The 26,536-nt window shown below is 67.0% G+C and carries 23 protein-coding genes; 11 read left to right on the top strand and 12 right to left on the bottom strand.

Annotation, left to right across the window (positions count from 1 at the left end):
• The first annotated feature begins 139 nt into the window (after positions 1-139).
• Positions 140-1,285, top strand: coding sequence for an acyl-CoA dehydrogenase (locus LDB05_RS20155; protein ID WP_226005755.1), 1,146 nt, complete (start codon positions 140-142; stop codon positions 1,283-1,285).
• Positions 1,286-1,379: 94 nt separating this feature from the next.
• Positions 1,380-1,610 (top strand): antitoxin VapB family protein, encoded by a 231-nt coding sequence (locus tag LDB05_RS20150; RefSeq protein ID WP_226005754.1) that lies wholly within the window; start codon positions 1,380-1,382, stop codon positions 1,608-1,610.
• A 13-nt stretch (positions 1,611-1,623) separates the two neighbouring features.
• On the opposite strand, the gene LDB05_RS20145 is transcribed toward LDB05_RS20150, so the two are convergent.
• Both LDB05_RS20145 and LDB05_RS20140 read right to left on the bottom strand, forming a co-directional pair.
• Entirely contained in the window at positions 1,624-1,923 is a 300-nt protein-coding gene (locus tag LDB05_RS20145) for a PadR family transcriptional regulator (protein ID WP_226005753.1), read from the bottom strand.
• Positions 1,924-1,954: 31 nt separating this feature from the next.
• A complete protein-coding gene (locus LDB05_RS20140) occupies positions 1,955-2,872 on the bottom strand; it encodes a DUF3267 domain-containing protein (protein WP_226005752.1) in 918 nt (305 codons plus the stop codon).
• Positions 2,873-2,979: 107 nt separating this feature from the next.
• On the opposite strand from LDB05_RS20140, the gene LDB05_RS20135 reads away from it, so the two are divergent.
• Complete coding sequence (locus LDB05_RS20135; RefSeq protein WP_226005751.1) at positions 2,980-3,276, top strand: DUF7111 family protein; 297 nt, start codon at positions 2,980-2,982, stop codon at positions 3,274-3,276.
• Positions 3,277-3,279: 3 nt separating this feature from the next.
• Here LDB05_RS20135 and LDB05_RS20130 read toward each other — a convergent pair whose 3' ends face one another.
• Positions 3,280-3,552 carry a DUF7410 domain-containing protein gene (locus LDB05_RS20130; RefSeq protein ID WP_226007944.1) on the bottom strand — a complete coding sequence of 91 codons (273 nt, stop codon included), beginning with the start codon at positions 3,550-3,552 and terminating at the stop codon, positions 3,280-3,282.
• Positions 3,553-3,760: 208 nt separating this feature from the next.
• Between LDB05_RS20130 and LDB05_RS20125 the strand changes: the two genes are divergently transcribed.
• Both LDB05_RS20125 and LDB05_RS20120 read left to right on the top strand, forming a co-directional pair.
• Complete coding sequence (locus LDB05_RS20125; protein ID WP_226005750.1) at positions 3,761-5,185, top strand: heme o synthase; 1,425 nt, start codon at positions 3,761-3,763, stop codon at positions 5,183-5,185.
• Between the two features lie 179 nt (positions 5,186-5,364).
• Entirely contained in the window at positions 5,365-6,228 is an 864-nt protein-coding gene (locus LDB05_RS20120) for a hypothetical protein (RefSeq protein ID WP_226005749.1), read from the top strand.
• Positions 6,229-6,362: 134 nt separating this feature from the next.
• Here LDB05_RS20120 and LDB05_RS20115 read toward each other — a convergent pair whose 3' ends face one another.
• Complete coding sequence (locus tag LDB05_RS20115; RefSeq protein WP_226005748.1) at positions 6,363-7,430, bottom strand: M42 family metallopeptidase; 1,068 nt, start codon at positions 7,428-7,430, stop codon at positions 6,363-6,365.
• A gap of 164 nt (positions 7,431-7,594) precedes the next feature.
• Between LDB05_RS20115 and LDB05_RS20110 the strand changes: the two genes are divergently transcribed.
• A complete protein-coding gene (locus LDB05_RS20110) occupies positions 7,595-8,761 on the top strand; it encodes a thiolase C-terminal domain-containing protein (RefSeq protein WP_226005747.1) in 1,167 nt (388 codons plus the stop codon).
• Complete coding sequence (locus LDB05_RS20105; RefSeq protein WP_226005746.1) at positions 8,758-9,150, top strand: Zn-ribbon domain-containing OB-fold protein; 393 nt, start codon at positions 8,758-8,760, stop codon at positions 9,148-9,150. Before LDB05_RS20110 ends, LDB05_RS20105 begins: the two co-directional genes overlap by 4 nt.
• A 106-nt stretch (positions 9,151-9,256) precedes the next feature.
• Here the strand turns inward: LDB05_RS20105 and LDB05_RS20100 are convergent, their stop codons facing one another.
• From LDB05_RS20100 to LDB05_RS20090, 3 genes are all read right to left on the bottom strand, one after another.
• Positions 9,257-10,201, bottom strand: a complete 945-nt coding sequence (locus LDB05_RS20100; RefSeq protein ID WP_226005745.1) for an alpha/beta fold hydrolase — start codon at positions 10,199-10,201, stop codon at positions 9,257-9,259.
• 141 nt (positions 10,202-10,342) lie between these two features.
• The gene (gene meaB, locus LDB05_RS20095) at positions 10,343-11,431 is read right to left on the bottom strand and encodes a methylmalonyl Co-A mutase-associated GTPase MeaB (protein ID WP_226007943.1); all 1,089 of its coding nucleotides are present in this window, start codon (positions 11,429-11,431) and stop codon (positions 10,343-10,345) included.
• A 2-nt stretch (positions 11,432-11,433) separates the two neighbouring features.
• Positions 11,434-11,850, bottom strand: a complete 417-nt coding sequence (locus tag LDB05_RS20090; protein ID WP_226005744.1) for a cobalamin B12-binding domain-containing protein — start codon at positions 11,848-11,850, stop codon at positions 11,434-11,436.
• Between the two features lie 333 nt (positions 11,851-12,183).
• Here LDB05_RS20090 and LDB05_RS20085 point away from each other — a divergent pair, with 333 nt between their 5' ends.
• Together LDB05_RS20085 and LDB05_RS20080 are read left to right on the top strand one after the other, a co-directional pair.
• Positions 12,184-12,858, top strand: coding sequence for an HD domain-containing protein (locus tag LDB05_RS20085; RefSeq protein ID WP_226005743.1), 675 nt, complete (start codon positions 12,184-12,186; stop codon positions 12,856-12,858).
• Positions 12,859-13,053: 195 nt separating this feature from the next.
• Positions 13,054-13,581, top strand: coding sequence for a DUF7332 family protein (locus tag LDB05_RS20080; RefSeq protein ID WP_226005742.1), 528 nt, complete (start codon positions 13,054-13,056; stop codon positions 13,579-13,581).
• Positions 13,582-13,648: 67 nt separating this feature from the next.
• Here LDB05_RS20080 and LDB05_RS20075 read toward each other — a convergent pair whose 3' ends face one another.
• From LDB05_RS20075 to LDB05_RS20055, 5 genes are all read right to left on the bottom strand, one after another.
• Positions 13,649-14,329, bottom strand: a complete 681-nt coding sequence (locus LDB05_RS20075) for a LysE family translocator (protein WP_226005741.1) — start codon at positions 14,327-14,329, stop codon at positions 13,649-13,651.
• A 151-nt stretch (positions 14,330-14,480) separates the two neighbouring features.
• Entirely contained in the window at positions 14,481-15,113 is a 633-nt protein-coding gene (locus LDB05_RS20070) for a class I SAM-dependent methyltransferase (RefSeq protein ID WP_226005740.1), read from the bottom strand.
• Positions 15,114-15,175: 62 nt separating this feature from the next.
• Positions 15,176-19,375: a sister chromatid cohesion protein PDS5 gene (locus LDB05_RS20065; protein WP_226005739.1), complete on the bottom strand. Its 4,200-nt coding sequence runs from the start codon at positions 19,373-19,375 to the stop codon at positions 15,176-15,178.
• A 279-nt stretch (positions 19,376-19,654) separates the two neighbouring features.
• Complete coding sequence (locus LDB05_RS20060; protein ID WP_226005738.1) at positions 19,655-22,135, bottom strand: DNA topoisomerase I; 2,481 nt, start codon at positions 22,133-22,135, stop codon at positions 19,655-19,657.
• 166 nt (positions 22,136-22,301) lie between these two features.
• Positions 22,302-23,651, bottom strand: a complete 1,350-nt coding sequence (locus LDB05_RS20055) for an acyl-CoA thioester hydrolase/BAAT C-terminal domain-containing protein (protein WP_226005737.1) — start codon at positions 23,649-23,651, stop codon at positions 22,302-22,304.
• A gap of 267 nt (positions 23,652-23,918) precedes the next feature.
• On the opposite strand from LDB05_RS20055, the gene LDB05_RS20050 reads away from it, so the two are divergent.
• Both LDB05_RS20050 and LDB05_RS20045 read left to right on the top strand, forming a co-directional pair.
• A complete protein-coding gene (locus LDB05_RS20050) occupies positions 23,919-25,385 on the top strand; it encodes an MATE family efflux transporter (protein WP_343232921.1) in 1,467 nt (488 codons plus the stop codon).
• A 166-nt stretch (positions 25,386-25,551) separates the two neighbouring features.
• The gene (locus tag LDB05_RS20045; protein WP_226005735.1) at positions 25,552-26,481 is read left to right on the top strand and encodes a sulfide-dependent adenosine diphosphate thiazole synthase; all 930 of its coding nucleotides are present in this window, start codon (positions 25,552-25,554) and stop codon (positions 26,479-26,481) included.
• Positions 26,482-26,536: the final 55 nt, after the last annotated feature.

Genomic DNA, 26,536 nt, shown 5'->3' with positions numbered 1-26,536 from the left:
GCGTCGCGTTCGTACTGGGAGAGATAGCGGTTCGTCATCGGTCGACAGAGTAGTGCGCAACGCTCCCGTAGCGTGGTACCGAGGGACACGATCGAGGGAAGAGAGAACAGTAAAGGGTCATGATTCCTAATTTCGTGATATGGACTTCGCACTCTCGGCCGAGCAACAGCAGATTCGTGACATGGTCTCGGAGTTCGTCGACGAGGAGGTCGTCCCCGTCGCCGACGAGATCGACCACGAGGACGAGTTCCCCGCCGACCTCGTGAGCGAGATGGCCGATCTGGGACTGATGGGGATGCCGTTCCCGGAGGAGTACGGCGGTGCCGGGCTGGACTATCACTCGTACGCGATCGGCCTCGAGGAGATCGCCCGGGGCTCGGGCGGCCTCGGAACCATCGTCGCCGCCCACACCTCGCTGGCGGGGAACATGCTCTACGAGTTCGGCGACGAGTCCCAGAAGGAGGAGTTCCTGACGCCGGTAGCCGAAGGGAGGGACATCGGGGCGTTCGCGCTCTCTGAGGCCGGCGCGGGCAGCGACGTGCCGGCGATGGAGACGACCGCCCGGAAAGAGGGTGACGAGTACGTCATCGACGGCGGCAAGCTCTGGATTTCGAACGGATCGGTGGCCGACACGGTCACTCTCTTCGCCAAAACCGATCCCGACGCGGGGAACAAGGGCATCTCCTCTTTCATCGTCCGACCCGAGGAAGACGACGGCTTCATCGTCGAGGGGACGGAGGACAAGCTCGGCGACAAGGGCTGTCCGACCGCCGAACTCCGGTTCGACGGCCTCCGGATACCCGAGGACCGGCTGCTCGGCGAGGAGGGCGACGGCTTCGTCCACGCGCTGAAGACCCTCAACGGCGGACGCATTACCATCGCCGCCCGCGGCGTCGGCATCGCCCGCGCGGCCTTCGAGGAGGCCCGCGACTACGCCAACGAGCGCGAGCAGTTCGGCCAGCCGATCGGCGAGTTCCAGTCGATCAAACACAAGCTCGCGGACATGGACACCAAGATCCAGGCCGCGAAGATGCTCATGCACAAGGCCGCCGACAAGAAGATCCGCGGCGAGGACTACATCAAAGACGCCTCGCAGGCCAAGCTCTACGCCTCGGAAGTGAGCCGCGAGGTCGCCAACGAGGGCATCCAGATCCACGGCGGCTACGGCTACACAAAGGACTTCGCCGCCCAGCGCTTCTACCGAGACGCCAAGCTCAACGAGATCTACGAGGGCACCAGCGAAGTGCTTCGGAACACGATCGGCGACCAGCTGCTCGACGAGTAAGCGGTCTGCCGTCGCGTTCGCGCGTTCCGTCGCTCAGCTCGATTTCGGGTACCCACATATTGATTCGGTTGCAGCGCTACCGTTGTCACCAGAGATGTCAGAGCAGGTTCGCCTCGAGGATCGCGTCTACGAACGGATCGAATCGAAGCAACGAAGCGACGAGTCGTTCAGCGAGGCGGTCGAGCGGCTCATCAGCGGCCCGACGCTCGGCGAGCTTCGGGCCGTGTTGGACGAGGAACAGGTCGAACAGATTCGCGACGCGATCGACGACGTCGACCGAGCCGACCTCGAGGAGGTCCGCGAGGTAAGCGAGTGGTTCGAATGATCGCAGGGAGGGATTACGGCGACTCGGCGTCCGTCTCGAGACAGGCCCCCGCCCACTCGTAGTGCTCTCGAACTCGTCGTTCGCCGCCGTCGGTCAGTGCGTACACGTCGTGGAGACCCTCGGTCCGTTTCTCGACGAAGCCGGCGTCGACCAGCGCCGACAGCGAGCCGTAGAACGATTTGGGGTCGAGCCGGTCGTCGTAGTGTGACTCGAGGCGGGATTTGAGCTGTTGGCCGCGCGCTTCGCCGTCCTCGGCGGCCGCGAGCAGGAAACAGACGTCTCGTCGGCGGCCGCTGCGGAGAAACTTGCTCATACGTCGCGGTCGACGCGCACACGCTCGAGCGTTACGGTTCCTCGCGACCGCGGCTGACTCGTCGGCGAACGGTCGTCACGAGCGTCCAGACGAGGCCGCCGAGGGTAGCCAGGACGAGGAGGGCGCCGTCACCGATTTCGAGGAGCGCGCTGCCGCCGGGCTGGCGGTCGTGACGGAAGAGCAGCCAACCCCGGTCGGGGTCGCCGAGGACGACGTCGCCGGAGCCGAAGGCCAGCGAAAGGAATACCGCGAGCAGCGCGTACGCCGCCACCGCGGCGAGGGTTCCGACGCTTCCGGTCACGAATCGCGACAGGAGCGCCATCCCCGGACGTCGGCTGACCGGGCGGTCGCCCGAGCCGTAGAGTCCGAATCCGCGGACCCCGCCGGGCGGGTCGCCCACGCGCACGTCGGCGGGATACTGACACAGGACGGCGGCCATCCAGAGGTCACCGATCGAACCGGCCGCGTTCGCCGCGAGCGGGACGAGCAACAGGGACGTCGGGGCGACGACCATCGCGGCGAGTCCGACGGCAGTGATCACCACGAACGGGGCGAGCAGCGCGACGAGGAGTTGGTTTCGGGTGTAGCTCGCGCCGCTGGTCTCGGCGTAGGCGTACGGTAACACGAAGTACGAGATCCCGATCCCGTAGGTCGGTGACTCGCCGTAGCGGGCCATGAACACGCCGTGGAGCAGCTCGTGGGGAACGACCACGCAGACGAGCAATCCCAGCGAGACGGCACCCCAGCTGAGCACCGTCGGTGGCGAGGACGGCGCGATCACGATCGGCTCGAGCGGAACGCCTCGAAGCCACGCGAGGACGTGCCCGAAGCAGTAGACGAACCCGAAGAACCCCACGGCGGAGACGACGAGCCACTGCAGCGCGACCGATCGCGTCAGTCGAAACGTCGCGAGCGGGCGACTTGCAGTGACGGGCTCCGAACGGCTCACTGGCCGAACCCTCGGAGGCGACCGAAAAATCGGTGTCGATGTTCGCCGTCCCGGCTGTCTCGACCGGAACCGACAGGTTCCCGGTGATCGATTCCCGAGTGCCGACTATGACCGACGATCGGACGGCCGAAGCCAACGGGATCAGGGCGATCTACGACGAAACCGAGACGGAACGAGTCCTCGCGTTCGAACGTGACCCCGGCGAGTACGGCGCGGGCGGGACGGCGGCGATCGCACAGAACATCGACGGGTACGCGATGTTGAAGGTGCGGCCGTCCGCCGACGGCGATGAACTCGAGCGCTACTACGGGTTCGACATGGCGCTCGATCACGCCGGAGAGTTGCTGGGCGTCTCCCCCCACGAGCTCCCAGTGCCGGACGCCGCCGAAGACATGGGAATGTGACCCTCAGACGACGAACGCGGCGGTGATCAGCAGTCCGAAGTAGAGCGCGACCAGAGTACCGAGCGCGTACAGCCGAAACCGCCGCAGCTCCGTGCGTTCTTCGCGAGCGGCCCGCTCGAAGACTGCGCGTTCGCGGTCGGAGAGGCGGTCCGGATGCTCGCGGCCGCGGTGGAGGGACTCGAACCGATCGCGCCGAAACGGTCGGTCGCAGTAGGGGCACCGAGCGGAGGACTGGTCATCGCGGGCGTCGAACGCGGCTCCATCGATAGAGGGGATCGCTTCGGTCGGCTCTTCGACCGCAGACGATCTGGCGCGCGGTTTGCCGGGCACGCGAACGCCTACCACTGGAGACCGGATCGTTCTTTGGTCGGCGCTCGAACACTGTCTCAACAACTGACACTACTCGCGATTGCGATAGCCAGATCGGTGGGAAAAAGCGGGATCCATAAATACGCGGAGTCGAAGACTGTAGACGAGAATAGCCGTGGTAACAGAGTCGTTTCCCCGTCCGATCGGCACGCGCCGTCGCTTCTCCGCACTGCTCGCAGCGACCGCGCTGGGCGTCTACCTGCTCTTGATCGTCGGCGCGACGACGTCGCTGACGAACGCCGCCGCGTCGTGTTCGACGTGGCCGACCTGTCACACCCCGGTCGACCCGCTAAACCAGACGGAACTGGCGATCGCGTGGGGCCACCGGATCGCCGCCGTCGTCGTCGGCCTGCTCGTCGCGATGACGGCGATCGCCGCAGCCCTCGGTGACGTATCGCGTCGCGTCCGAGCGACGCTCGTCGTCGCCGCCGTACTCTACGCCGTTCAGGTCGGCGTCGGTGCCGTCACTGCGACGACGGGGCCCGACGCAATCCTTCCCGGTCTCCACCTCGCGCTCGGGCTCGTGATCTTCACGGGGGTCGTTGTCGCGCTCGCGTGGGACCTCGAGATCGCCACCGGAACCGAGGACGATGCCATCGACTCGCCAGAGCCGATCGAGGAACTCGAGGATGGCCCGGCCGCACCCGAACGGACGCTCCCCACGAGTCGCCTCGCTCGCGGTCGACTCACCGCGGTCGCCTACTTCCGGATGATGAAACCGCGGCTGATGTGGCTGCTCTGTCTCGTCGCCGCCGCAGGGATGGCGCTGGCTGCCGGCGATAGTCTCGAGATCTACACCATCGTCGCGACGCTCGGCGGCGGCGTCCTCGCGATCGGGGCGAGCGGCACGTTCAATCACGTCCTCGAGCGCGACGTCGACCAGAAGATGTCGCGCACTGCGGATCGACCGCTGGCGGTCGATCTGATTCCCGTTCGAAACGCGTTGCTGTTCGGTGCCGCACTGACCGCGGCGTCGCTGGCTGCATTCCTGACGATCAACCGACTCGCCGCGGCGCTCGGGCTGGCCGCGATCGTGTTCTACAGCGTCGTCTACACGCTCCTCCTCAAGCCGAACACGGTCCAAAATACGGTCATCGGCGGCGCTGCGGGCGCCCTGCCGGCGCTCATCGGCTGGGCCGCCGTCACGAACACGATCGGCTGGCCGGGGCTCGCGCTGGCGGGCGTCATCTTCCTCTGGACGCCGGCGCACTTCTACAACCTCGCGCTGGCGTACAAGGACGACTACGCCCGCGGCGGGTTCCCGATGATGCCGGTCGTCCGGGGCGAGACCGTCACCCGGAAGCATATCCTCTACTACATCGCCGCGACGCTCGTGAGTTCGATCGCGCTGGCCCTGCTCACCGACCTCGGCGTGTTGTACGCCGGCACCGTCGTGATCTTCGGCGGCGTCTTCCTCTGGGCCGCGGTTCGGCTCCACTTCGAACAGACGGAGGCCGCCGCCTTCCGGTCGTTCCACGCCTCGAACGCGTTCCTCGGTGCCGTGCTCGTTGCGATCCTGATCGACGCGCTCGCATTCTGAGGGCGTTCGCCGCACGTCGGCCGCAGGGCACGGGACTCGATGACTCCATCCCCGATCTCCTCACTCTCGTCACCCGCGGATCTACCCCGGAAACGACATAAATATTATGAGTACGCGGCGATTATATTTAATTCTAATAATAGAAATTACTAAATATATGACCAGTGATCGATTGTGATATGGATCTGGGGGCGAAAGTAGCGGTCGTCGGGGTCGTCATCGTACTGATCGCAGGGGCAGCGTTCGTCGGGGTAATAGGTTTCAATATGGCTCAGGACGCTGGATCGGGGGAACAAGTAACGAACACTCACGCACAGTCGACGAACCCTGATACAGGGAACGGCAACGAGTCCGACGGTGGGACCGACGGCGACGCCGATGCGACGAGTCCGGAGGGACCCGCCGACGATTCCTCGACGGAGAACGACACTACCGATGCCAGTAGCGACGATTCCGACGATACCAGCACTACTGGCAGCGACGACGGGAACGACAGTACGGACACGGACAACAGGGGGAGAGGTAGTGGGGACGATAGTACTGATACCGGTGACAACAGCGTGGACGACGGAGACGACGATACGGATACTGGTAACGACGGCGGGGACGGAGGGGACGACGAGACGAGCGGTGACGAAAGGGAAGCTTCGATCGCTGTCGGCTCGGCTACCATCGGCTCCGCGGAGCGCACGGAGGTCCCGTTCACCCTCGAGTCGGCCCCCGACGGGATGGCGGGGTTCCGAAGTACGATCACGGTCGACACCGGCGTTGCCACCATCGAGAGCGGGACTATCGCTAACGAGTTCGCCAACATCTCGAACGTCAGCGTGGCCGACGACGGCTCGTCAGTGACAGTCAAGGCCGTCGATGCGAACGAAACCGTCGATAACGGGACGGGGGACGTTCGTCTCGCCACCCTGACGATCGAGGGCGTCGAGTCGGGGTCGACCCGTCTCGAGGTGAGGAGCGAGCGGTTCGAGGACGACGACGGCAATCCGCGTCCCGTTTCGACGACGGACGGCGAGGTAACCGTGAGCTCCTAACAGTCGTTCGATCAGTGGTATCGACACAGTGGGAAGCGCCGAGATCGTCCGCAGACGTCGATCGACGACCGGATTCGATATCGACCGGGCGACAGTCGTGATCGCGGACACTGCGGGACCGACCGAGACGGAACTTACAGCGTGTAGTCGTACTCTCCGTCTTCCGTCGCCAGAAACGCCTCGAGCAGGTCGATGGTCGCCGCGATATCGTCGACGTGAGCGGTCTCGGTGACGGTGTGGAGGTATCGCGTCGGGATCGAGATCGCGCCGACGGGCTTCGCGCCGGCAGTGTGCTGGAAGCCGGCGGTGTCGGTCCCGCCCGCGGGGAGGATCTCGAGCTGGTAGTCGATCTCCTCGTCCTCGGCGATGGACTGGAGTCGTCCGTGGAGTTTCGGATTGGTGATGACGCTCGAGTCCTTGAGCTTGATCGCGGTGCCGTCGCCGAGTTCGGTGACGCGCTCGCCGTCGTCGAAGCCGGGGATATCGTTGGCGACGGTGACGTCCAGCGCGAGCGCGAGGTCGGGGTCGATGTCGACGCCGAGCGCGCGGGCACCGCGGAGGCCGACTTCCTCCTGGACGGTCGCACAGAAGTGGATCGTCACGTCGGGGGTCGTCAGTCGACGGGCGGCCTCGAGCATGGCGAACAGGCAGACCCGATCGTCGAGGGCCTTGCCGGTGATCGTCTCGCCGACGCGTTCGGTCGTCTGCGACATCGTCACGAGGTCGCCGGGCGAGACGCGCTCCGCGAGTTCCTCGTAGGGAAGCCCGGGGTCGACGACGGCATCCTCGACGTCCGGGGTTTTCTCCCGTTCCGTTTCGTCCAGGGTGTGGGGCGGCGGCGAGCCGATAACGGCGGGGATGTCCTCGTCTGCGGCGTGGATCGTCACCCGCTGGGCCTTGAGTACCCGCGCGTCCCAGCCGCCGAGGGCGTCCAGTTCGACGAAGCCGTAGCCGTCCTCGTCGCCGCGGACGTGACGCACCATGAAGCCGATTTCGTCCATGTGGGCTGCCACGGCCACGGAATACTCGCTCTCGCCCTCGAGCGTCCCGACGACGTTGCCCATCGCGTCGGTGCGAACGTGATCGACGGCCTCCTCGAGTTCTCGAACGACGAGGTCGCGAACGCGGTCCTCGTATCCGGGGACGCCGCTCGTCTCCGTCAGTTCGGTCAGGAGCGCCGAATCGAATGGAACGGTTGGCATGCATTGCCGTGTAACGTAATATCATATAAGCGCGTGGAAACGATCCAAGCGCTGCCGCGAACTGTGTCGCCAGTGGTTGTCTCGCGGCCGGATAAGTTCAATTAGTCGACGCTCCGTGTCGCAACCACGGAGTATTAACCGACCGATCTCTTACACGGATATACATGAAAGACGTACGTGTCGCAGGTACGGGGCTGACCCCGTTCGGGAACACTCCCGAGCGCACCAGCCGTGATCTCTTTGCCGAAGCGAGCATCGCGGCCTTCGAGGACAGCGGCGTTCCTCGGGACGATGTCGAGGCGGTTCTGTATGGAAACTTCATGGGCGAACTCGCCGAACATCAGGGCCACCAGGGACCGCTGATGGCCGAAGCGGCGGGCGTCCAGGCCCCCGCGACCCGCTACGAGTCAGCCTGCGCCTCGAGTGGCACCGCGGTCCGCGAAGCGGTCAAACGAATCCGTAACGGCGAGAACGACGTCTTGCTCGTCGGCGGCGCAGAGCGGATGACCAACCTCGGCACCGCGGGCGCGACCGAAGCGCTCGCAATCGCCGCCGACGACCTCTGGGAGGTGCGAGCCGGCGTGACCTTCCCCGGCGCGTACGCGCTGATGGCCCAGGCCTACTTCGACGAGTTCGGCGGCGAGCGCGAGGATCTGGCCCACATCGCGGTCAAGAACCACGCGAACGCCCTGAACAACGAGAAGGCCCAGTACCAGAGCGCGATCGAAGTCTCGGACGTCCTCGAGGCTCCGCCGGTTTCCGAACCGCTCGGCCTCTACGACGCTTGCCCGATCTCCGACGGCGCGTCCGCACTGGTTCTGACCAGCGAGACGTACGCCGACGAGCACGACCTCGAGGCCCCGGTCGCGATCACCGGCACCGGACAGGGCGGTGACCGAATGGCGCTGCACGACCGCGAGCACCTCGCCCGCTCGCCCGCTGCACGCGAAGCCGGCGAGGAGGCCTACGCCGACGCCGGCGTCGACGCGGGCGACGTGGACTTTGCGGAAGTCCACGACTGCTTTACTATCGCCGAAGTGCTCGCGCTCGAGGCGCTCGATCTCGAGCCGATCGGCGAAGGAATCTCGGCAGCCCGCGACGGCCGGACGACGGCGGACGGCGAGACGCCGATCAACCTCTCGGGCGGGCTGAAGGCCAAGGGCCACCCGGTCGGCGCGACCGGCGCGTCCCAGATCGCCGAAGTCACCGATCTGCTGGCCGGCGAGCACCCCAACAGCGACCACGTCGAGGGCGCGACGACCGGCGTCGCCCACAACGCGGGTGGCACGGTCGCGAGTGCGACCGTTCACGTGCTGGAGGTGAACCGATGAGCGACTCCGAACACGTCCCCGACGCCGGTTTCGACGAGTGGCTCGCGGCCGCCGAAGACGGCGAGGGCTACTACCTCGAGTGTGCGAACGGCCACGGCTCCCTGCCGCCCCGTCGGGTCTGCCCCGACTGCGGTTCGACCGACCTCGAGGAGGTCGACCTGCCCGAGACGGGCGAAATCCAGACGTACACCGTCACGCACGTCCCGACGCCGGCGTTCGAGGAGGACGCCCCCTACGCGACGGCCGTCGTCGACTTCGGTCCCGTTCGGCTCACCGGACAGGTCGTCGACGTCGATCTCGAGGACGTCGAAACCGGGATGCGGGTAGCACTCGAGATCACGGTCTCGGAGACGACGGGCGAGCGCGTGATCGGGCTCCGTCGAGCGTAATTCGTCGGCTCGGCCCCGGCGTTCGCGCGCCTTTTTTGCCGGGAGACGCCATTTTCGATCGTTCGACTGCGACAGCGCTGCGAACGCGGAAAACAGGTATTTTCGACTAGTCGCCGGTACCGATATCGGCTCGCGGGAGTTCGGCACGCAGGTACTCGACGAACTTGTCGGGGTGTTCGGCGTGGGGCAACTGGGTCGCGTAGTCGATGACGACCAGATCGAGGTCTGCGGCCTCGGCGAGGTCCCGGCCGTCCCGGAGCGGGACGAGTTCGGCGTCGCGGCCCCAGACGAGCGTGGTCGGGGTTTCGAGGGCGGCCAGCTCCGTCGCGAGGTCGAAGTCGGCGTTGAGGGAGCCGGCGGCGAAGGACGCGGGGGCGTAGCGCGCACCGGGCTGGTGGGCGCTGTCCCAGGCGTAGGTGACTTCGTCCGGGTCGATCCGGTCAGAGTCGTAGTAGCCGTCGCGATCGTAGAAGTACCGGATCGACGGCTTGCTCGCGAGCAGGTTGTACAGCGTCGTCCCAACGATGGGCGTCCGCAGGAGGGTCCGGACCCACGGCCGTTCGTCGGTCGTTTTGGCAGTCGGACAGATCAACACGAGGCGTTCGAACTCGGTCTCGTCGGCGGAGTCGACCGCGAACGCGCCGGTGAGCGACGACGCGAGGACGATCGGCTCGTCGGTCACGTCGGCCGTGAAGTCGCGGAGGAATTCGGCGTACAGCGTCGCGGAGTAGACCAGCGGCGGCCGTTCCGAGCGGCCGAAGCCGGGGAGATCGACCGCGTACACGTGGTAATCCTCGGCCAATCGCTCGACGATCGGCTCGAACTCGTGACTGCTCGCGCCCGTGTAGATCCCGTGAAGGAGGAGCATGTCCGGATCGTTCGGATCGCCGGCGACGGTGTAGGTCGTCTCGATTCCGCGCCAGCGATACGTCCGTTCGATACCGGGGAGGGGGCTCTCGAGGTCGCTCGCCCGTCGCTCGAGGAGGCGATTACCGAGGACCGCACCGCCGACGGTTCCGAGGGCTGCGCCGAGGATTGTTCGGGCTTTCATACGGGACGATAAGTCGCCAACGCTCTTAGGTTTCGGGTTCGGTTCGGATCCCGTGCGAACCGGTCGGCGTAGCGAGGGGGACCCGACGCCCAGCGATCAGGGACCGACCACCCGGCAGCCCCCGTTCCCGGAGACTCGATGCTACTCAGCGCCCGAGTCCGCATCGACGTCGGTCTCGAGGTTCTCGACGCAGGCCTCGACGGGCCCGAGGACGTCGCTGGCGATCGAGTAGGGGTCGGTCTCGCCCCGGCGGACGGCGTCGGCGAGGTCGTCGATCCCGCCGCTCGCTGCGAGTTCGTCCTCGAGCAGGGAGTGGACGTCCTCGCGAAGCAGGGTGCGGATCTCTTCGGCGTAGCGCTGGCGGACCTTCTCGGCGCGGGTGCCGGAGTCGACGAGGTACGTGCGGTGATTCGCGAGTTCGTCGATGAAGGTCTCGACGCCGGTCCCCTTCGTGGCGACCGTTTCGACGATGGGTGGCGTCCAGCTCTCTTCCGAATCGTCTCCGGTGTCGGCATCGCTCCGATCGTCTCCGCCGCCCATCGCGCCGGCACCGTGGTGGCCGTCACCGCCGAGTCCGCCCTCCTCGCCGAGGTGAACCATCTCCCGCAGTTCCTGCACTGTTCGATCCGCGCCGTCCCGGTCGGCCTTGTTGACGACGAAGACGTCGGCGATCTCGAGGATCCCCGCTTTCAGCGTCTGGATGTCGTCGCCGGAGCCGGGCGGGACGAGGACGGCGACGGTGTCGGCCGTGCGGACGATGTCGATCTCGTTTTGCCCGGCACCGACGGTTTCGATGATGATCTTGTCCTTGCCGAAGGCGTCCATCGCCTTCACGGCGTCGGCGGTCGCCGTCGAGAGGCCGCCGAGCGTCCCGCGAGCGCTCATCGAACGCACGAAGACGTCCATGTCGCCGACGGTCGAGGCCATCCGGATCCGGTCCCCGAGGACCGCACCGCCGGTAAAGGGCGAGGAGGGATCGATCGCGATAACGCCGACCGTCTCGCCGCGGTCGCGGTACTCCTCGGCGAGTTTATCGACCAGCGTCGACTTGCCCGCGCCGGGGCTGCCCGTGATTCCGATCACGTCGGCGTTGCCCGTGTGTGCGTACAGCTCCGACACGAGATCGCGGTAGCCCGGCGACCGGTTCTCGATCTTCGAGATGACCCGGGCGAGGGCGCGGTGTTCACCCGCCAGTAACGCCTCGAGGAGCGCTTCGTCGTCGGGATCCATACTCATCGCTGCGGCGCGTTCTCCCGGACGAACTCGATGGTCTCCTCGATCGAAGTCCCGGGCCCGAAGATCGCCGCGACGCCGGCGTCTTTGAGCCCCGCGCGGTCCTCCTCCGGGATGACGCCGCCGGCGAGGACCAGCGTGTCGTCTTTGGCGCCGTACTCCTCGAGCCCGTCCATGATCTTCGGGACGAGCGTGTCGTGCGCACCCGAGAGAATAGAGATTCCGAGGACGTCGACGTCCTCTTGCACCGCCGCCTGAACGATTTCCTCCGGGGCTTTGTGCAGCCCGGAATAGATGACCTCGAAGCCGGCGTCTCGGAACGCCCGCGCGATGACGTGGGCACCGCGATCGTGACCGTCGAGCCCGACTTTGGCGACGAGACACCGAATCGACTCCGCTTCCTGTTCGCTGCTCATACGCACCTCTTCTGGGGCCGACTGTTTGACTTTAACGGACATTGTTGAGAAATAGCCGTCCGTCGGTGTCGTCGGCTGTCGCATATTCGTCCATCGCGAAGTCACCGAGATGGCTATCCGATAGCGCGAGCGGTGAGTGAACGCAGGCCGCATCGGGTGCGGAGAGAGCGGGCGACGGCTCGAGAAGGGGTATGCAGGGCCCGGCGACCGGTAACTTCCGTCCGCTCGTGACTGTCACAGCCGTCCGAAACCGAGACGAACCAAAGGCTAAAGAACGAAACGACCGAACATTCCGTTAATGACTATCGTTCGTCTATTGCGGAGGGATCTATCGTGGGCGTTGAAATAAAAGAAACCCGAGTGAGCGACGCCGAGTTCGAGGAGATGAAGGGGTTCGTCTTCGAGTATCTCGCGGCCAGCGTCGAGAAGGAAGAGGAAGGCGGCCGCATGCGGTGGTATCCCTGGCACTCCGCGGAGTACCGGCACAACCACATCCTCAACGTCGTCGACATCGCGACCGATATCGCCGAGGAAGAGGGCGCGGACATCGACGTCACCCGCGTCGCCGCCCTCTTCCACGACGTCGCCAAACTCGAGACCGATCAGGAACTCCACGCCGAAGCCGGCGCTCGCGTCGCCCGCGAGTACCTCCAGTCCCGCGCCGACTACCCCGAATCGTTCATCCAGCAGGTGTGTCGCGCCATCGAACACCACTCCTATCAGGGCGATCTGACCGACCTCGCGCTCGAGACCCAGTGTCTCATCGAGGCCGACCTGCTCGACAAGGTCGGCGCGAACGGGACCGCACTGATGCTGTTGCGGATGGGCTACGAGGCCCGAACGCACATGGACTGCGACGAGATGGTCGAGCGCGTCCTCGAACGCGGCTACGACGCCGCCTCGCGCGTCCAGAGCGACACCGCGGAGAGCATCGCCCATCAGCGCCTGAAACGCGTCAAATGGTTCAGCGAGTGGCTAGAGGACGAGATCGCCGCGCTGGGCGAGTAAGCACCGGTGGGGAGACGGTCCGACCGGGACCTCCCGGTCGGGGGTGATTCCGAGCGGCCGCTCCGAGGGCAACCGGCCGATTCGATCGGACGGCTGTCACCGATTCTGCCGGTCGCGCGCCGTCCATCGTCTCGGTAGCCGTCACCGCGGCCGGACGGCCAGTGCGTTCATATCGATCTGGGCTCGAGAAGATGTATGGGTGCCTCCCGTCCTTCGAGTGCCATCGCAGTCACGATGCTATGCTGCATCGCTCTCCTCGCCGTCGTGCCGGCCGCGACGATCGCCCAGCAGTCCGTACCCAGCGTTCAGACCGCTGCCGATTCGAACGGCCAGCCCGTATCGACGTGTCTCACTGGGACGGGAACGTCGTTCACCGTCGGATCGTCGAACAGCACAAACATCTGGATCCGACTGCACGCTTCGATACTGACCGGCTCCGGCGGCTCCCTCGGTGCTGAACTCGTCGGGTCGACCAACGGAACGTCGATCATCGAGGTCGCAGCCGGCGTACAGTACGTTGCTGACGGAATCTTTGACTTCCTCACGAACCCCATTGGATCGTTCGACACGGTCAGCGGATTCTCCCTCCGGCTCCCGATGCTCGAGGACGTGAGGACGGGACTCGGTGCCGACGAGCCGCCCCAGTCCGGCGACCAGTCGGCCGAGGACGACGGCGATACCACGGGCACCGAGGACAGCCCCTTCGAGATGCTCAGGTGTTAGCCAGTTTCGGTTCGAGGGGCTGCGAGGGAACGACCGGTAGAACGGACGCTAGTCGACCAGGGCTCCCTCAGGTGAGCCGAAGCGTGCCCAAGACGAGAAAGAGCGCGCCGAACCCGACGAGGACGACGGCGCTCAGCGCAGCGACCGCGGGGGCGAACGCGTCGACGCGCCGGCCCGCTGCAACCAGCGCCGCTGGATAGGCCACGATCCAGACGGCGATCCCCCCGAAGAACCCGAGCAACAACGCCGGAGAGCCGGTCTGGACGACCAGGGTTCCCGCGAGCGCCTGCCCGACCGCCGGCGCGTACGCGAGCACGTCGAGGGTGCCGGGCTCGAGCAGGCCGACGCCGACGGTGAGCCAGAAGCCGATCTGATAGGGGTTGGTCAGGGAGAGGACGAGCGTCTTCCGAAACCCCGTGGCAGCGGTCCGGCTGGCTTCGGTAAACGACGTGGCGGCCCTGGCCTCCCGAACCGCACCGAGGGCGAAGTACAGCATCAGACACCCGCCGGCGAGATAGAGCACGGGGCGGACGATCGGGGCGCGGTCGAGTACGGCGACGATGCCGGCGAGCGTGAGGACGAAGAAGATCGCGTCCGCGAGCATCGCACCGAGTCCGGCCCGAAAGCCGGCCGACCACCCGCGAACGACGCTCTCCTCGGCGATAATCGCATTCATCGGTCCCGGGGGAGCCGCGAGTGCGAGTCCGAAGATCACGCCGGCCAGTGCTGTGATCGGGAGGGAAGCCATGAATTCTGATCCGAAGGAGGCGCGCTGGCGTGAAAAAGACGGTGAGTTCGGCCGAAGCGTACTCGTTCAGTATCAGTCTGCCCACCCGGCCTCCGGGTGTGCGACCGATCGGCCGACCGGAGCCGACCGATCGACGCGACCCACCACCTATTCACGGGGTCCGCTCGACCGGATACGACTGCGTGCCGCCACTCGAGCGACGCGCGACGAGCGTCGCGACTGCGACAGCGCCGTCGCTGCTCCCATCTCCTTCGCCATCGCCGACCGGCCGCCGTCGCTCCTCGTAGGAGAGGATCGTCAGATCCAGACACGCCCGGAGCAGGTCGTTCGACCGGTAGCGGTAGCGATCCGTCGAGGGGCCGGCGACCGGATCGCTCGAGCGGAGGTGATGTTCGTAGACGAGCACGCCGCCGGGGGCGAGCGCCTCTTTGAGGTCCGGCAGGTGCTCGAGGGCGGCGAAGAAGCTCACGGTGATCACGTCGTAGCGCTCACGGCCGGGGTCGAACTCGGCCAGATCGGCGCGGGTCCAGTCGACGTCGACGCCTCGCTCGGCGGCCCGATCGCGGGCGCGCTCGAGTCCGGCCTCAGCGATGTCCACTGCGTCCACGTCGTACCCGTGTTCGGCCAGGAACAGCGCGTTGCGTCCGGTTCCGGTCGCGACGTCGAGCGCGCGACCGTTCGGGAGCGTCCCGATGCGACGCTCGAGTTCGGGAACGGGATCGTCGACGGGATCGAACTCGGCCGCTCCGTACCGCTCGTTCCATCGATCGCGGTCGTCGGTCATGCGGACGACGACGACCGGGAGGCGCTTAATTCGTGTCCAACGAGACGGCCGTCCGAACTGGTCTACGACGATCCGGTTCCGAACCGGGTGAACAGCCTCGAAATCGAATTCCTCCAGGAGGAGTCCGCGTCTCCGATAGCGGTGATCCCGTCGGGTCCGACGAGACAGAGCAGCCCGCTCGCGACGGCGATCGACGTGATCTCCGTGACGCCGTCGATCGCGAGCTCCCACCGTCGAGCGCCGTCGTCGGTCGCCAGGATGGTGACGTGACCGTCGGCGGTCCCCAGACAGACGGTATCGTCGATGATGACCGGATCCGTCGTCGCCTCGCCGAGAGCGACCCGCCAGCGCTCGGCGCCCGTTTTCGCGTCGATGGCGTACACGCTCTCGTCCCCGCTCGCCGCGTAGACGACGCCGTCCGCGACGGCCGGTGAGCCGGCGAACCGGCCCCCAGTGTCGAACCGGAACCGTCGCGAGCCGTCGACCGTCGACAGCGCAGTGAGCGTCCCGCCGCAGCCGACGAAAATCCGTCCGTCCGCGACCGCCGGCGCCGTCCGTACCGTTCCCTCGAGATCGAGCGTCGTCTCCCAGCGCCGGTTCCCGTCGGCAGCCGCGAGCGCGAATACGCGCTCCTCGCAGGCGGCGTAGACGGCGTCGTCGGCGACTGCAACGCCGACGAGGGTCTCCTCGAACGGTGCCGTCCAGACCTCGTGGCCGGTGTCGGCGTCGATCGCGTGGAGGGTCTCGTCGCCAACGTAGACCGTTCCCTCGGCGACGACCGGCGGCGTTCCGACGGTGGCGTCCGTTCGGTAGCGCCAGCGTCGCTCGCCCGTCTCGCGGTCGAGCGCGTGGACTGCGGCGTCACTCCCGACGTAGACGGCGTCGTCGACGACGGCGGGAGCGGTCGTGATCGGGCCGTCCGTCTCGAACCGCCAGCGTTCGCTTCCGTCCTCGAGTGCGATCGCCTCGACGTGGCCGTCGTCGCTCGTGGCCAGAACGGCGTCGCCGACCAGCGCCGGCGGTGCATCGACGGTGCCGTCGATTTCGACGCGCCACCGTTTGGTCGGTCGGCGTTCGAGCGCGCCCCCGTCTCCGACCGCGCCCGTTCTCGCCGGCCCGGCACCAGCCATCGGCCACTCGACTTCGTCGTGTGTGCTCTCTCGGCCGGTCCCGAGACGTTCCGTCGCAGTCGCCGCTGCCCTCGAGACCGACGGGACGGGATCGTCGACAAGCGGTCGCACGGCCGACAGCGAGTCGGCGGCCTCGAGCGCCGTCAGCGTCCGAATCGCACGGGCGCGAACGCGGCCGTCGGGATCGGCGAGACGGGCCCGGAGTTCGGCATCGAGACGGTTCGACGCGTCCTCGAGATGCCCGGTGGCGTCGGCGAGTTCGGACAGCGCAGTCAGGGCGGTCGCCTGGACGTCGGCGTCCGGATCCGACAGCGCTGCGAATAACTCGTCGGTCGCTGTCTCGAGCCCCGCCGGATCGGCCGCGGCCATCGTCGCGAGCGTCCGTCCGGCGGTGGCTCGGACAATCGGGCTGTCGACCTCGAGCCCGGCCGCGATCTCCGAGACAGCCGTCGATCGCAGGTGTTCGGACTCGTCGGCGAGCACCGAGAGCGCGAGGACGGCCAACCCGCCGGCCCACGGGTCGTCCTCGAGTCGATCCCCGAATCCCGAGAGCTGGGACTCGATTCCGTCAGCGTCGCTCGGCGTTTCGCCGCCGCTGACGAGCGAGACGGCGTCGCGCAACCGTTGGTCCCCGATATCGAGCATGGCGGCCAGCGCGGAGCCGTCGTCGCGATCCGTCACCGCGAGCGTTCCGAGCGCCAGCGCCGCGTACCCGCGGACCGCCTCGTTGCCAGCAGCGAGCAAGTCGGTGAGGCGATCCCGGCTGGCCGCGACGTCGTCCGGCGCGGCGGCCGCCAATCTGGCGACCTCACCGATGCTCGACGCGCGATCAGCCCCGTCCGACTCGACCTCCTCGAGCAGGAGCGCCGAGACGGGTCCCCGTTCGGTCCCCGCGACCGTCGTCGTCAACGCCCGCAGGAGCGCTCGTCGCTGGTCGGCCGGCGCTTCCCGCATCCGATCGACGAGCGGCGTCGCGGCCCCGGCGATACACTCCGGCTCCGCTCTGGCGACGTCGGCGAGCGCGGTCGCGACCGCCGCCGCGCGCTCGTCGTCGGCCGAGAGGATTTCGACGAGTACCTCTAGCGGCGTCGGCTCGGTTTCGGCGTTCCCCGCCAGCAGCGTCTCCAGCGTCTCGAGAGCCGCCGCACGGACGGGCGGCGTCGGGTCGATTAGGGCGTCGCAAACGTCACCAACCGCTGCCGTCGTCTCGGCGCCCGTCTCGAGGTCGAGGCGAGCCAGCGCCTCGCAAGCGGCAACCCGGATCGCTTCCTCCTCGGCAGCGGTCTCCGTGGCGGCGACTCCAACCGGTGGCCGACAGGCGCTCCGCGAGGCGGGCGCAACGGTCGTGAGCGTCTCGCGGACCGTCCTGCGGACGCTGCCGTCGGGATCGTCGATCGCGCCGAACAGTCCCTCCAGCGCCGGCCGAACGGCGTCGGGAGACGCGGTCGCGATCCGCTCGAGTGCGAGCGCAGCGTTGTTTCGAACGGTAGGGTCGTCGTCCCCCAGTCGCACGCCGAGCGACGGAACGGCCGCGCGGGCCTCGTGGGGCCGCTCGGCGGCGATCGTGACGAGGTCTCTGGTGGCCGACCGCCGCACTGCCGGGCTGTCGTGATCGAGCCGTCGACGCAGGGAGCGAACCGCCGGATGCGGATCGGCCACCCGCGACTGGGCGATCCCCGCCAGCCTGCGCGCCGCGTCGCCCCGAACCCACTCGTCGCCGTCCTCGAGCCGGTCGATCAGCGCTGTGACGTCGGCGTCGTCGGCGGCGTCCTCGAAAGCGAGTTCGCTCAGCGCGTCGGCCACGCGGTGGCGGACGGGTTCGTGAGGATCGTCGAGTCGATCGGCGAGGGAACGGACGATCGGCCGCACTGCTCCGGGCGCAGTCGTCGAGACGGTCGCGATGGCGCGGGCAGCCTCGGACCGGACCTCGTCGTCCTCGTCGTCGAGGACGCCGGCGAGTTCGGCGACGACGGGAGCGACGGCCTCGGGCGTCGCGTCGGCGACGGCCGCGATGGCCGCAATGCCGTGGCGTCGGATCGGCGGCTCGTCGTCCGCCAGCCGATCGGCGAGCGGTTCGACGGCGGGTTCGACCGCGACGGGGCGCGCCGTCGCCAGCGTCTCCAGCGCGGCGGCCGCATCGACGCGCACCGTCTCGAGCGGATCGGCGAGTCGCTCGACGAACGCGTCGACGGCGGATTCGACCGCGTCGGGCGCGACCTCGGCCACGTTCCGGAGCGCGCCCACGGTTTCCTTGCGGACGGCGGCCTCGGCGTCGAGGCTCGCGGCGAGCTCGTCGACGACATCGCTGACGGAATCGGGACGGTCCGCCGCGACGGCCGCGAGCGTCGCTGCGACGTCGCGACGGACGGCCTCGCGCTCGTCCGACAGCCCGGCCGCGACAAGTTCGACCGACGGCGTGACTGCCGACGGCTCCTCGGCTGCGACGGATCGAATCCCTCGGGCGGCGTGTTCACTGATAGTCGGTTCGTCCTCGAGGCGGTCGACGAGTCGATCGACGGCGTCGAGAACGGCATCGGGATCGTGATCGGCGACGGCCGCGAGGATCGCTGTCGCGTTCTCCCTGACCGTCTCGCTCTCGTCGTCGGTCGCCGCCGAGACGTCGTCGACGACGGCGACGACCGGTTCGGAATGGGCCTCGGCGATCGCAGCGAGCGCGTCCGTGGCTCGGATCCGAACGCGGTCCTCGGCGTCCGTGACGTAGGTCGCGAGTTCAGTCGCAGATTCGGTGACGGCACCCGGATCGTCGGCCGCGATCGATGCGAGCGCGTCCGCTGCATCCCCTCGCACTGACGCTGACCCCTCGAGGCGTTCGGTCAGCGCCGGCACGGCGTCTCGCGTTTCCGCCGGAACGCTGGCGGCGACGGCCGACAGCGCCGCGGCCGCGTGCGATCTGATCGCCGGTTCGTCCTCGAGACAGTCGGTCAACGCCCCGACCGCCGATCGGACGTCCGCCGGCCGATCCGACGCCTCGTTCGCCAGCGTCTTGGCCGCGTACTCCCTGACCTCCGGATCCGCTGCCCGCAGAAACTCCTCGAGTCGATCGATCCCGACGGTGACTTCGACACCCTCTCCCTGCACCGCTCCGTCCGGTATATCGTTCAGCTCAGACATGATCCCTCCCCGGTTCGCGGTGCGTGTGATCGAACCACACGCAATCACGTTGGTGGTTGCCCCACCGCACACACTCAATTGAGTCTACCTCCATGAAAACGAGATCCAAGCGCTGGGGCTCTTGTAATCCGTCTCCTACCGCCCGTCACGTTCGGGCCAGTCAGACACGTACGTTCACCATAGCTTCCACGACCCCTTCTCGGACGGGTGCCGAATTCCAGCGCGAAAGACAGCGTAGGTCGACAGTAGCCGATCCGAAAAACGAGTCTGCGCCTGCGCCTACGCCTTCGCCTGCCAGCCCCGGATGCGATCGGCGCTGACGCCCTCGACGTCGTCCGCAACGGCGTCGGGATCGGCATCGGTCAGGTCGTCGAGGTCCTCGATCCCCGCGTCGGCGAGCTTCTCGACGGTCTTCGCACCGACCCCCTCGAGCGCCTCGAGGTCCGAGCCCGTTTCGCTCTCGCGGGCCTGGAACTCCTGGTAGTTGCAGATCGGGCAGCCCAGTTCCCAGGGCTCGTCGCCGCTGTGGACGACGATCTCGGGGAGCTCGTGTTCCTCGCAGTGCTCGTCGGTGACCTCGATGTCGCCCCGTCGGGGCAGCGGCAGCGAGTACTCGCAATCGGGGTAGCGCGTACAGCCGACGAGCCGCGACCCGCTCTGGAGGGTCTTGACGGCGAGTTCACCGCCGTGCTCTTCTCCACAGTCCGGACACTCGCCCAGCACCGGCCCTTCGCCGGCGTCTTCCGCCTTGCAGAGCGGGCAGCCGTGGACGAACGTCTGGCGGCCCGCGAGCATCTTGACCTCGTTCAGGCCGTGGTCCTCGCACTCCTCCTCGAGGATGAGCGGCTTGCCGGTCGACGGCAGCGGCAGTGTGTTCTCGCAGTCGGGATAGCCGTCGCAGCCGATGAAGTACGAGCCGTGGCGGCTCCGGCGCACGAGCAGATCCTCGCCGCACTCGGGGCAGGGGCCGAGGCGCTTGTCGTCCTTGAGCGACTTGCGCAGGTGGTCGCCGATCTCGTCCCGGGAGTCGCCGAGGTTCGCGAAGATCTCCTCGAGCATCTCGCGGGAGTCGTCGGTCACGTCGTCCAGCGTCGCCTCGCCGCTCGCGATGGCGTCCATGTCGGCCTCGAGCTGGGCCGTCATCTCCTCGCTGACGATGCGATCGGCGTAGTCCTCGGCGGCCTCGACGACGGCCATGGCCAGCCGCGTCGGCCGCGGCGGGTCGCTCTCGACGTAGCCGCGGTCGTAGAGCTTCTCGAGAATGTCGTGGCGGGTCGACTTCGTCCCGATGCCCAGGTCCTCCATGGTCTCGATGAGCCGCGACTGGCCGTACCGGCGGGGCGGCTGGGTCTCCTTGGCCTCGAGTTCGACGTCGGAGAGGCCGAGTTCCTCGCCCTCGTCGACGTCCGGCACGTAGTTCTCCTTCGTGGAGAAGTAAGGGTAGACGTCGTGGTAGCCGGCTTCGACGAGGCGCTTGCCGTTCGATTTGAGTCGGTAGTCGTCGACTTCGGCGACGACCTTGAGGTGTTCCCAGACCGCGGCGTCGGCGACGGTCGCGTAGAACCGGCGCACGACGAGTTCGTAGATCTCCCACTCGTCGTCGCTGATTTCGCCGCGGGACGGGATCTCGCCCGTCGGATGAATCGGCGGGTGGTCGGTCGTCTCCTCGTCGCCCTCCGTCGGGACGATCTCGTCGGCCTCGAGCAGCGACTCCGCGGAGTCGCCCAGCGTTGGATGACCAACGAACTCGTCTAGCAGTTCTTCGGGGTCGAGATCGTCGGGGTAGACGGTGTTGTCCGTCCGCGGATACGTCATGTAGCCGGCGGTGTAGAGATCCTCGGCGATCGACATCGCCCGCTTGGCGGAGTAGCCGATCGCGCTGGCCGCGCGGATGAACTGGGTCGTATTGAACGGCGTCGGCGGCGAATCGGTGCGAGTCCGACGGTTGACGTCGACGACGGTCGCGGCGTCGCGGTCCGCGAGCGTCTCGTAGACCTCGTCCGCGACGGCCTCCTCCCAGACGCGTTCGGCCTCGTTGTCGTCCTCGTCGCGGTAGAAGTACTGGGCCTCGAACGTAGTTTCGTCCTTTTGGAGATCGGCAAAGAGTTCCCAGTAGTCCTCCGGATCGAACGCCTCGATCTCGCGCTCGCGGTCGACAATGAGCTTCAGCGTCGGCGACTGCACCCGGCCGACGGAGATGAAGTCCTCGCCCAGCTGGCCGGCAGAGAGCGAGAGGAAGCGGGTGAGTGCAGCGCCCCAGATGAGGTCGATGATCTGGCGGGCTTCGCCGGCGGCGGCGAGATCGAAGTCGAGCTCGTCGGGCTCGTCGAAGGCGCTCTGCACTTCGTTTTCCGTGATCGAGGAGAACCGAACGCGGCGGATCGGCACCTCCTCGTCGACGTTTCGGACGATGTCGTACGCTTCCTTCCCGATCAGTTCCCCCTCGCGGTCGTAGTCCGTCGCGATCGTTACCCGCTGGGCGCGCCGGGACAGCAATCGCAGCGTCGCGACGATGTTCTCCTTCGTCGCCGTCTTCTCGACGCTTGCGTCGATCAACTCGACCGGCTCGACGTCCCGCCAGTCGGAGTACTCCGAGGGGAAGTCGACGCCGACGACGTGGCCCGACAGCCCCACGCAGCGCTTGCCGCCCCACTCGTAGACGTTGACTCCGTTTTCGCGACTCGAGTCGTAGGTCCCGCCGCTCAGGATGTCTGCGATCCGGCGGGCTGCGTTGTCCTTCTCCGTGATTATCAGCTCCACAACGGATCACCCCCTCGAGCGAGCGGTGCCAGTACCAGCGGACGAGTGTCGGTCATCGTGGCTCGTTACGATTGAGTGTTTGATAACGCTTTCGCCAAAACCGACCGACAGCGCGGGTGTGCGTGCGGTCGCGGGCTCGCGCAGGCGACGCGCGTATTCGTCCGTGCTACGACTGCCGCAGCGTCTCGAGCGCCCGCGGCCAGTACTCGGCGTCTGCCTCCGCGTACCCTGCTGGCGTTCCGCCCATCACGTACTGCTCTGATTCTGCCCGATTGGCGGTCGGGACGTAGGGGTAGTGAATCGCGTGGCCCGCATCCTCGAAGATCAGATGGTCGTACTCGTATTCGAAATCGTGTGCCTCGAGGCGATCGATCGCTAGTGACGACAGTTCGGCGGCGTTCCACAGCCTGTCGTCTCCCCCGGAAACGAGCAACACGGGGCCGTCAATCTCCTCGACGGGGATCGTCGCCGCGTCGATTCGATCCTCGGATGCGGCGTCGAGCGATGCCGCGAACTCCGGTTCGTGTTCGTAAGGCCGCTGTTGATCCCAGACGGACGGGTCGTCGACTTGCGGGACGTACGAAACTGGCTCGCCATCGAGCGTCCAGGTGGATCTGGGAGCGGAGTCCGTCTCCGAATACCCTTGCCAGCCGACCCCGCTCGCGCTGATCCCGACGACGGCACCGGTCGAATCGAACTCGCTCCCGGCCAGCAACGCGAGTTCCCCGCCTCTCGACGAGCCGATGAGGCCGACTCGCGAGCCGGCGACTCGATCGCGCTCGAGGAGCCACGTCGCCGCCTCGTCGACGATTTCGACCGGTACCTCGAAGAGTTCCTCCGGCACGCCCTCGGTACCGAAATACTGGAGCGCGAAGGCGACGAATCCGTTCGCCGCGAGCAACTGTGCCATGCCGAGCAAGGGTTCGCCGCCGGATCCGTGCAACACGACGACGGCAGGCGCGGGTTCCGTCCCCGACGGTTTGAAGATCCGTCCGGCGAGTCGGCCGTCGTCGACGACCCTCGAGCTAACGTAGGGGCTACCGAAAGGACGCGTGATCGTGGTCGAGCCAATGACGTCCCCGTCGGCGATTACCTCCACCGAGAGCTGTTCTTCCGATGAGGAGACGTATATGCTGGAACCGCCGTTTGCTGGTTCCATGCGCTGGATCAACCGCATGGTATCGGCCTTGTCGTAATCGCCCGCCGTCGGGGCGTCGGTGTCGAGGTCGATGGTCCCATCGGTCACCTCGTAGGTCGCACTCGCCGACCAGGTTACACTGCGACGGTCCTCGGCCGTCGCAGCGATTTCGACGGTCCCCGTCGGTAGGCCCTCGATCTCGAGCGTGAACGGCTCGTCGATCAGGACGCTATCGGGATGGTGGAACGTCGGCTCGGGTTCGTCGGTCTGCACGGTCTCCATGCAGCCGCCGACCGATGCTGTAATGCCGGTCCCGAGCGCCTCGAGAGCGCGTCTCCGGGATAGTTCCGTCCGATAGTGGTCCTCGTTTGACACCATCTATAGAACACAGTATGCGAGGTGTGGAATATATTATTTGTGAATATATTTTCGGAAGGATATCGAATATAGGGGCTGTTCCATCTATACGGGGAAGAAACCGGACAAATGAATAATCACAACATGTAGTTCAATGTCGCCAACGGGGACTCGTTGTCACAAGCCGGCAACCCGCGCCCGCGAGCCGAGTCCTTTTGTCGTGTCCGGGCGAGGCTCCGGTGAGAGCCATTCGTGACAACGACGGATCAGGAGCGCTCACGCGTCGACATGACGACGGGGGCGATCTCCCCCAAGCTCCTCCGCCTCGCGTGGCCGCTGGTCCTGGGGAACCTCCTCCAGACCGCCTACAACCTCGCCGACATGTTCTGGGTCGGCCGCGTGAGCAGCGACGCCGTCGCCGCTATCTCGCTGATGTTCCCCCTCTCGTGGCTGTTCGTCTCGACCGCGATGGGGATCACCGCCGCCACGATCGCGCTGGTCTCCCAGTACGTCGGTGCCGGTGACGACCGGACGGCCGACCGCGTCGTCGCCCAGACGATCCTGCTGACCCTTTCCGTCTCGAGCGTCCTCGCCGTCCTCGGCTACGCCGCCCGGCGGCCGCTGCTCTCCCTGATCGGCGCTCGCGGGCAGGTCTTCGTCGAGGCGCTCGCTTACATCGAGGTCATCTTCCTCGCGTTGCCCTTTACCTTCCTCTTCTTCGCGTTCCGGGCCTCGCTGCAGGGCGCGGGCGACACGAAGACGGCGATGTGGCTCGTGTTCGTTTCGGCAGGGCTCAACGTCGTCTTCGATCCGTTCCTCGTGCTCGGCTGGGGCCCGTTCCCGGCGATGGGGACGCGAGGAGCAGCGATCGCAACGTTTTGCTCGCGTGGACTCGCGACCGCCGCGGGGATCGCCATCCTGTTGGACGGCGGGTTCGGCGTTCGACTTCGACCCGGTGATCTCAGGCCCGACGTCGGGCTCCTGAAACGACTGGTCGACATCGGTTATCCGGCCACGTTCGACGGCTGGGCCCGAAGCTTCGCCGCGGTCGCGATGGCCGGGTTCGTCGCCCGGTTCGGGCCCGCACCCACCGCGGCGTACGGAATCGGCATCCGACTGATGTCGGTAACGTGGGCCGTCGCCGGGGCAGTCGGCCAGGCGACCGCGACCGGCGTCGGGCAGAACCTCGGCGCAAAGACGCCCGATCGAGCAGTCGCGGTCGCGCGAACTGCCACCGCGGCGACGATGGTGTTTATTTTCGCCGTCGCGGCCCTCCTGTTCGCGTTCCCAGCAGCGGCCATGAGAATCTTCGTCGCCGATCCCGCCGTCATCACTGAAGGTATCGTCTTTCTCCGGATCACCGCCCCCTTCTGGGCACTGTTCGCCGGCGTGATGGTCATTCAGGGTGCGTTCCGGGGGGCCGGAAACACCCGCGAGGCGATGGTCCTATCCGTCCTCTCGCGGTGGGTCTTCCGGATTCCCCTCGTCGTCGTCCTCGCCTTCTCGTGGTCCGTGACGATTCCCGGTACCGGCGTGACGGTCGCCGCCCTCGAGTGGGGCGTCGAGGGCATCTGGTGGGCCTTCGCCGTCGGCATGATCGCGGCCTTCGTCGTCGCCGTCGCCTGGTTTCGCCTCGGAACATGGACGGAGGGCGTCATCGACGGCGAGAGTGTGGAGACTCCCGGCGGTGGGACGGATCCTCGAGACGGGTCGGCGTCCGGCACCGCGACCGAGACGGATTTCGTCGACGACTGACCCCTCGGAGGTCCGCCGATGGGCGGGACCTCGACGCCCCGACGACGGCGATCCCGACGTTTCCCCTCTCAGACGTATTCGTCCGCGAGAACCCCACGAAAGTTGATTATGTCTCGAACCGTGACGACGATAGACTTAACACTACTTGGTGATACCACCTAGTTGTATGAGCGACTTCGAGCAGTTCAGCCAGGTCGGTGAAGCGGACGTGACTCGTGCGATCGGACAGGAGTGGACCGAGGAGTTCATGGACTTCTCGGACTCGGACGTCATCATCGTGGGCGGTGGCCCCTCGGGGCTGACGGCCGCGAAGGAACTCTCCGAGCGCGGCGTCAAGACGATGGTCGTCGAGAAGAACAACTACCTCGGTGGCGGCTTCTGGCTCGGCGGCTTCCTGATGAACAAGGTCACGGTTCGCGACCCCGCCCAGCAGGTCCTCGACGAACTCGAGGTCGATTACAAACAGTCCCAGGACAGCGAGGGGCTCTACGTCGCGAACGGGCCGGAGGCCTGTTCCGGCCTGATCAAGGCCGCCTGCGACGCTGGCGCGAAGATGCAAAATATGACCGAGTTCACGGACATCGTCATCCGCGAGGACCACCGCGTCGGCGGCATCGTCATGAACTGGACGCCGGTCCACGCGCTGCCCCGCGAGATCACCTGCGTCGACCCGATCGCCGTCGAGGCGGATCTGGTCATCGACGCGACCGGCCACGACGCGATGGCGGTCAAGAAACTCGACGAGCGCGGCGTGCTCGACGCGCCGGGTATCGCGGACGCCGAGGAGTCCGCGACGGGGATGGACCAGACCGGCGACGACTCCTACGGCGCGCCCGGCCACGACTCGCCCGGCCACGACTCGATGTGGGTCGGCAAGTCCGAGGACGCCGTCGTCGAACACACCGGTCTCGTCCACGAGGGCCTCATCGCGACCGGGATGGCGACCGCGACCACCTACGGCCTGCCGCGCATGGGCCCCACCTTCGGTGCCATGCTCGTCTCTGGCAAGCGCGCCGCCCAGGTCGCACTCGACGAACTCGAGGTCGACGCCGAGCCCGTCGAACTGACCTCGCGGGCCGCGCCAGCCGACGACTAAGAACTGCGCGTATCCCGAGAGTCAGCGGACCACGCGAGCCGCGCCAGCCGACGAC

The sequence above is a fragment of the Natrinema salinisoli genome (assembly GCF_020405205.1).
Taxonomy (GTDB): domain Archaea; phylum Halobacteriota; class Halobacteria; order Halobacteriales; family Natrialbaceae; genus Natrinema; species Natrinema salinisoli.
This window is presented reverse-complemented; position numbering and strand designations above follow the sequence as displayed.

What these genes read in the sequence shown, in the direction of transcription:
- LDB05_RS20070 (WP_226005740.1), bottom strand. Translation starts at nt 15,113, where the DNA reads ATGACCGACGACCGCGATCGATGGAACGAGCGGTACGGAGCGGCCGAG.
- LDB05_RS20135 (WP_226005751.1), top strand. Translation starts at nt 2,980, where the DNA reads ATGACCGACGATCGGACGGCCGAAGCCAACGGGATCAGGGCGATCTAC.
- LDB05_RS20080 (WP_226005742.1), top strand. Translation starts at nt 13,054, where the DNA reads ATGGGTGCCTCCCGTCCTTCGAGTGCCATCGCAGTCACGATGCTATGC.
- LDB05_RS20050 (WP_343232921.1), top strand. Translation starts at nt 23,919, where the DNA reads ATGACGACGGGGGCGATCTCCCCCAAGCTCCTCCGCCTCGCGTGGCCG.
- LDB05_RS20090 (WP_226005744.1), bottom strand. Translation starts at nt 11,850, where the DNA reads ATGAGCAGCGAACAGGAAGCGGAGTCGATTCGGTGTCTCGTCGCCAAA.
- LDB05_RS20065 (WP_226005739.1), bottom strand. Translation starts at nt 19,375, where the DNA reads ATGTCTGAGCTGAACGATATACCGGACGGAGCGGTGCAGGGAGAGGGT.
- LDB05_RS20110 (WP_226005747.1), top strand. Translation starts at nt 7,595, where the DNA reads ATGAAAGACGTACGTGTCGCAGGTACGGGGCTGACCCCGTTCGGGAAC.
- LDB05_RS20055 (WP_226005737.1), bottom strand. Translation starts at nt 23,651, where the DNA reads ATGGTGTCAAACGAGGACCACTATCGGACGGAACTATCCCGGAGACGC.
- LDB05_RS20045 (WP_226005735.1), top strand. Translation starts at nt 25,552, where the DNA reads ATGAGCGACTTCGAGCAGTTCAGCCAGGTCGGTGAAGCGGACGTGACT.
- LDB05_RS20155 (WP_226005755.1), top strand. Translation starts at nt 140, where the DNA reads ATGGACTTCGCACTCTCGGCCGAGCAACAGCAGATTCGTGACATGGTC.
- LDB05_RS20120 (WP_226005749.1), top strand. Translation starts at nt 5,365, where the DNA reads ATGGATCTGGGGGCGAAAGTAGCGGTCGTCGGGGTCGTCATCGTACTG.
- LDB05_RS20075 (WP_226005741.1), bottom strand. Translation starts at nt 14,329, where the DNA reads ATGGCTTCCCTCCCGATCACAGCACTGGCCGGCGTGATCTTCGGACTC.
- LDB05_RS20100 (WP_226005745.1), bottom strand. Translation starts at nt 10,201, where the DNA reads ATGAAAGCCCGAACAATCCTCGGCGCAGCCCTCGGAACCGTCGGCGGT.
- LDB05_RS20115 (WP_226005748.1), bottom strand. Translation starts at nt 7,430, where the DNA reads ATGCCAACCGTTCCATTCGATTCGGCGCTCCTGACCGAACTGACGGAG.
- meaB (WP_226007943.1), bottom strand. Translation starts at nt 11,431, where the DNA reads ATGGATCCCGACGACGAAGCGCTCCTCGAGGCGTTACTGGCGGGTGAA.
- LDB05_RS20105 (WP_226005746.1), top strand. Translation starts at nt 8,758, where the DNA reads ATGAGCGACTCCGAACACGTCCCCGACGCCGGTTTCGACGAGTGGCTC.
- LDB05_RS20150 (WP_226005754.1), top strand. Translation starts at nt 1,380, where the DNA reads ATGTCAGAGCAGGTTCGCCTCGAGGATCGCGTCTACGAACGGATCGAA.
- LDB05_RS20145 (WP_226005753.1), bottom strand. Translation starts at nt 1,923, where the DNA reads ATGAGCAAGTTTCTCCGCAGCGGCCGCCGACGAGACGTCTGTTTCCTG.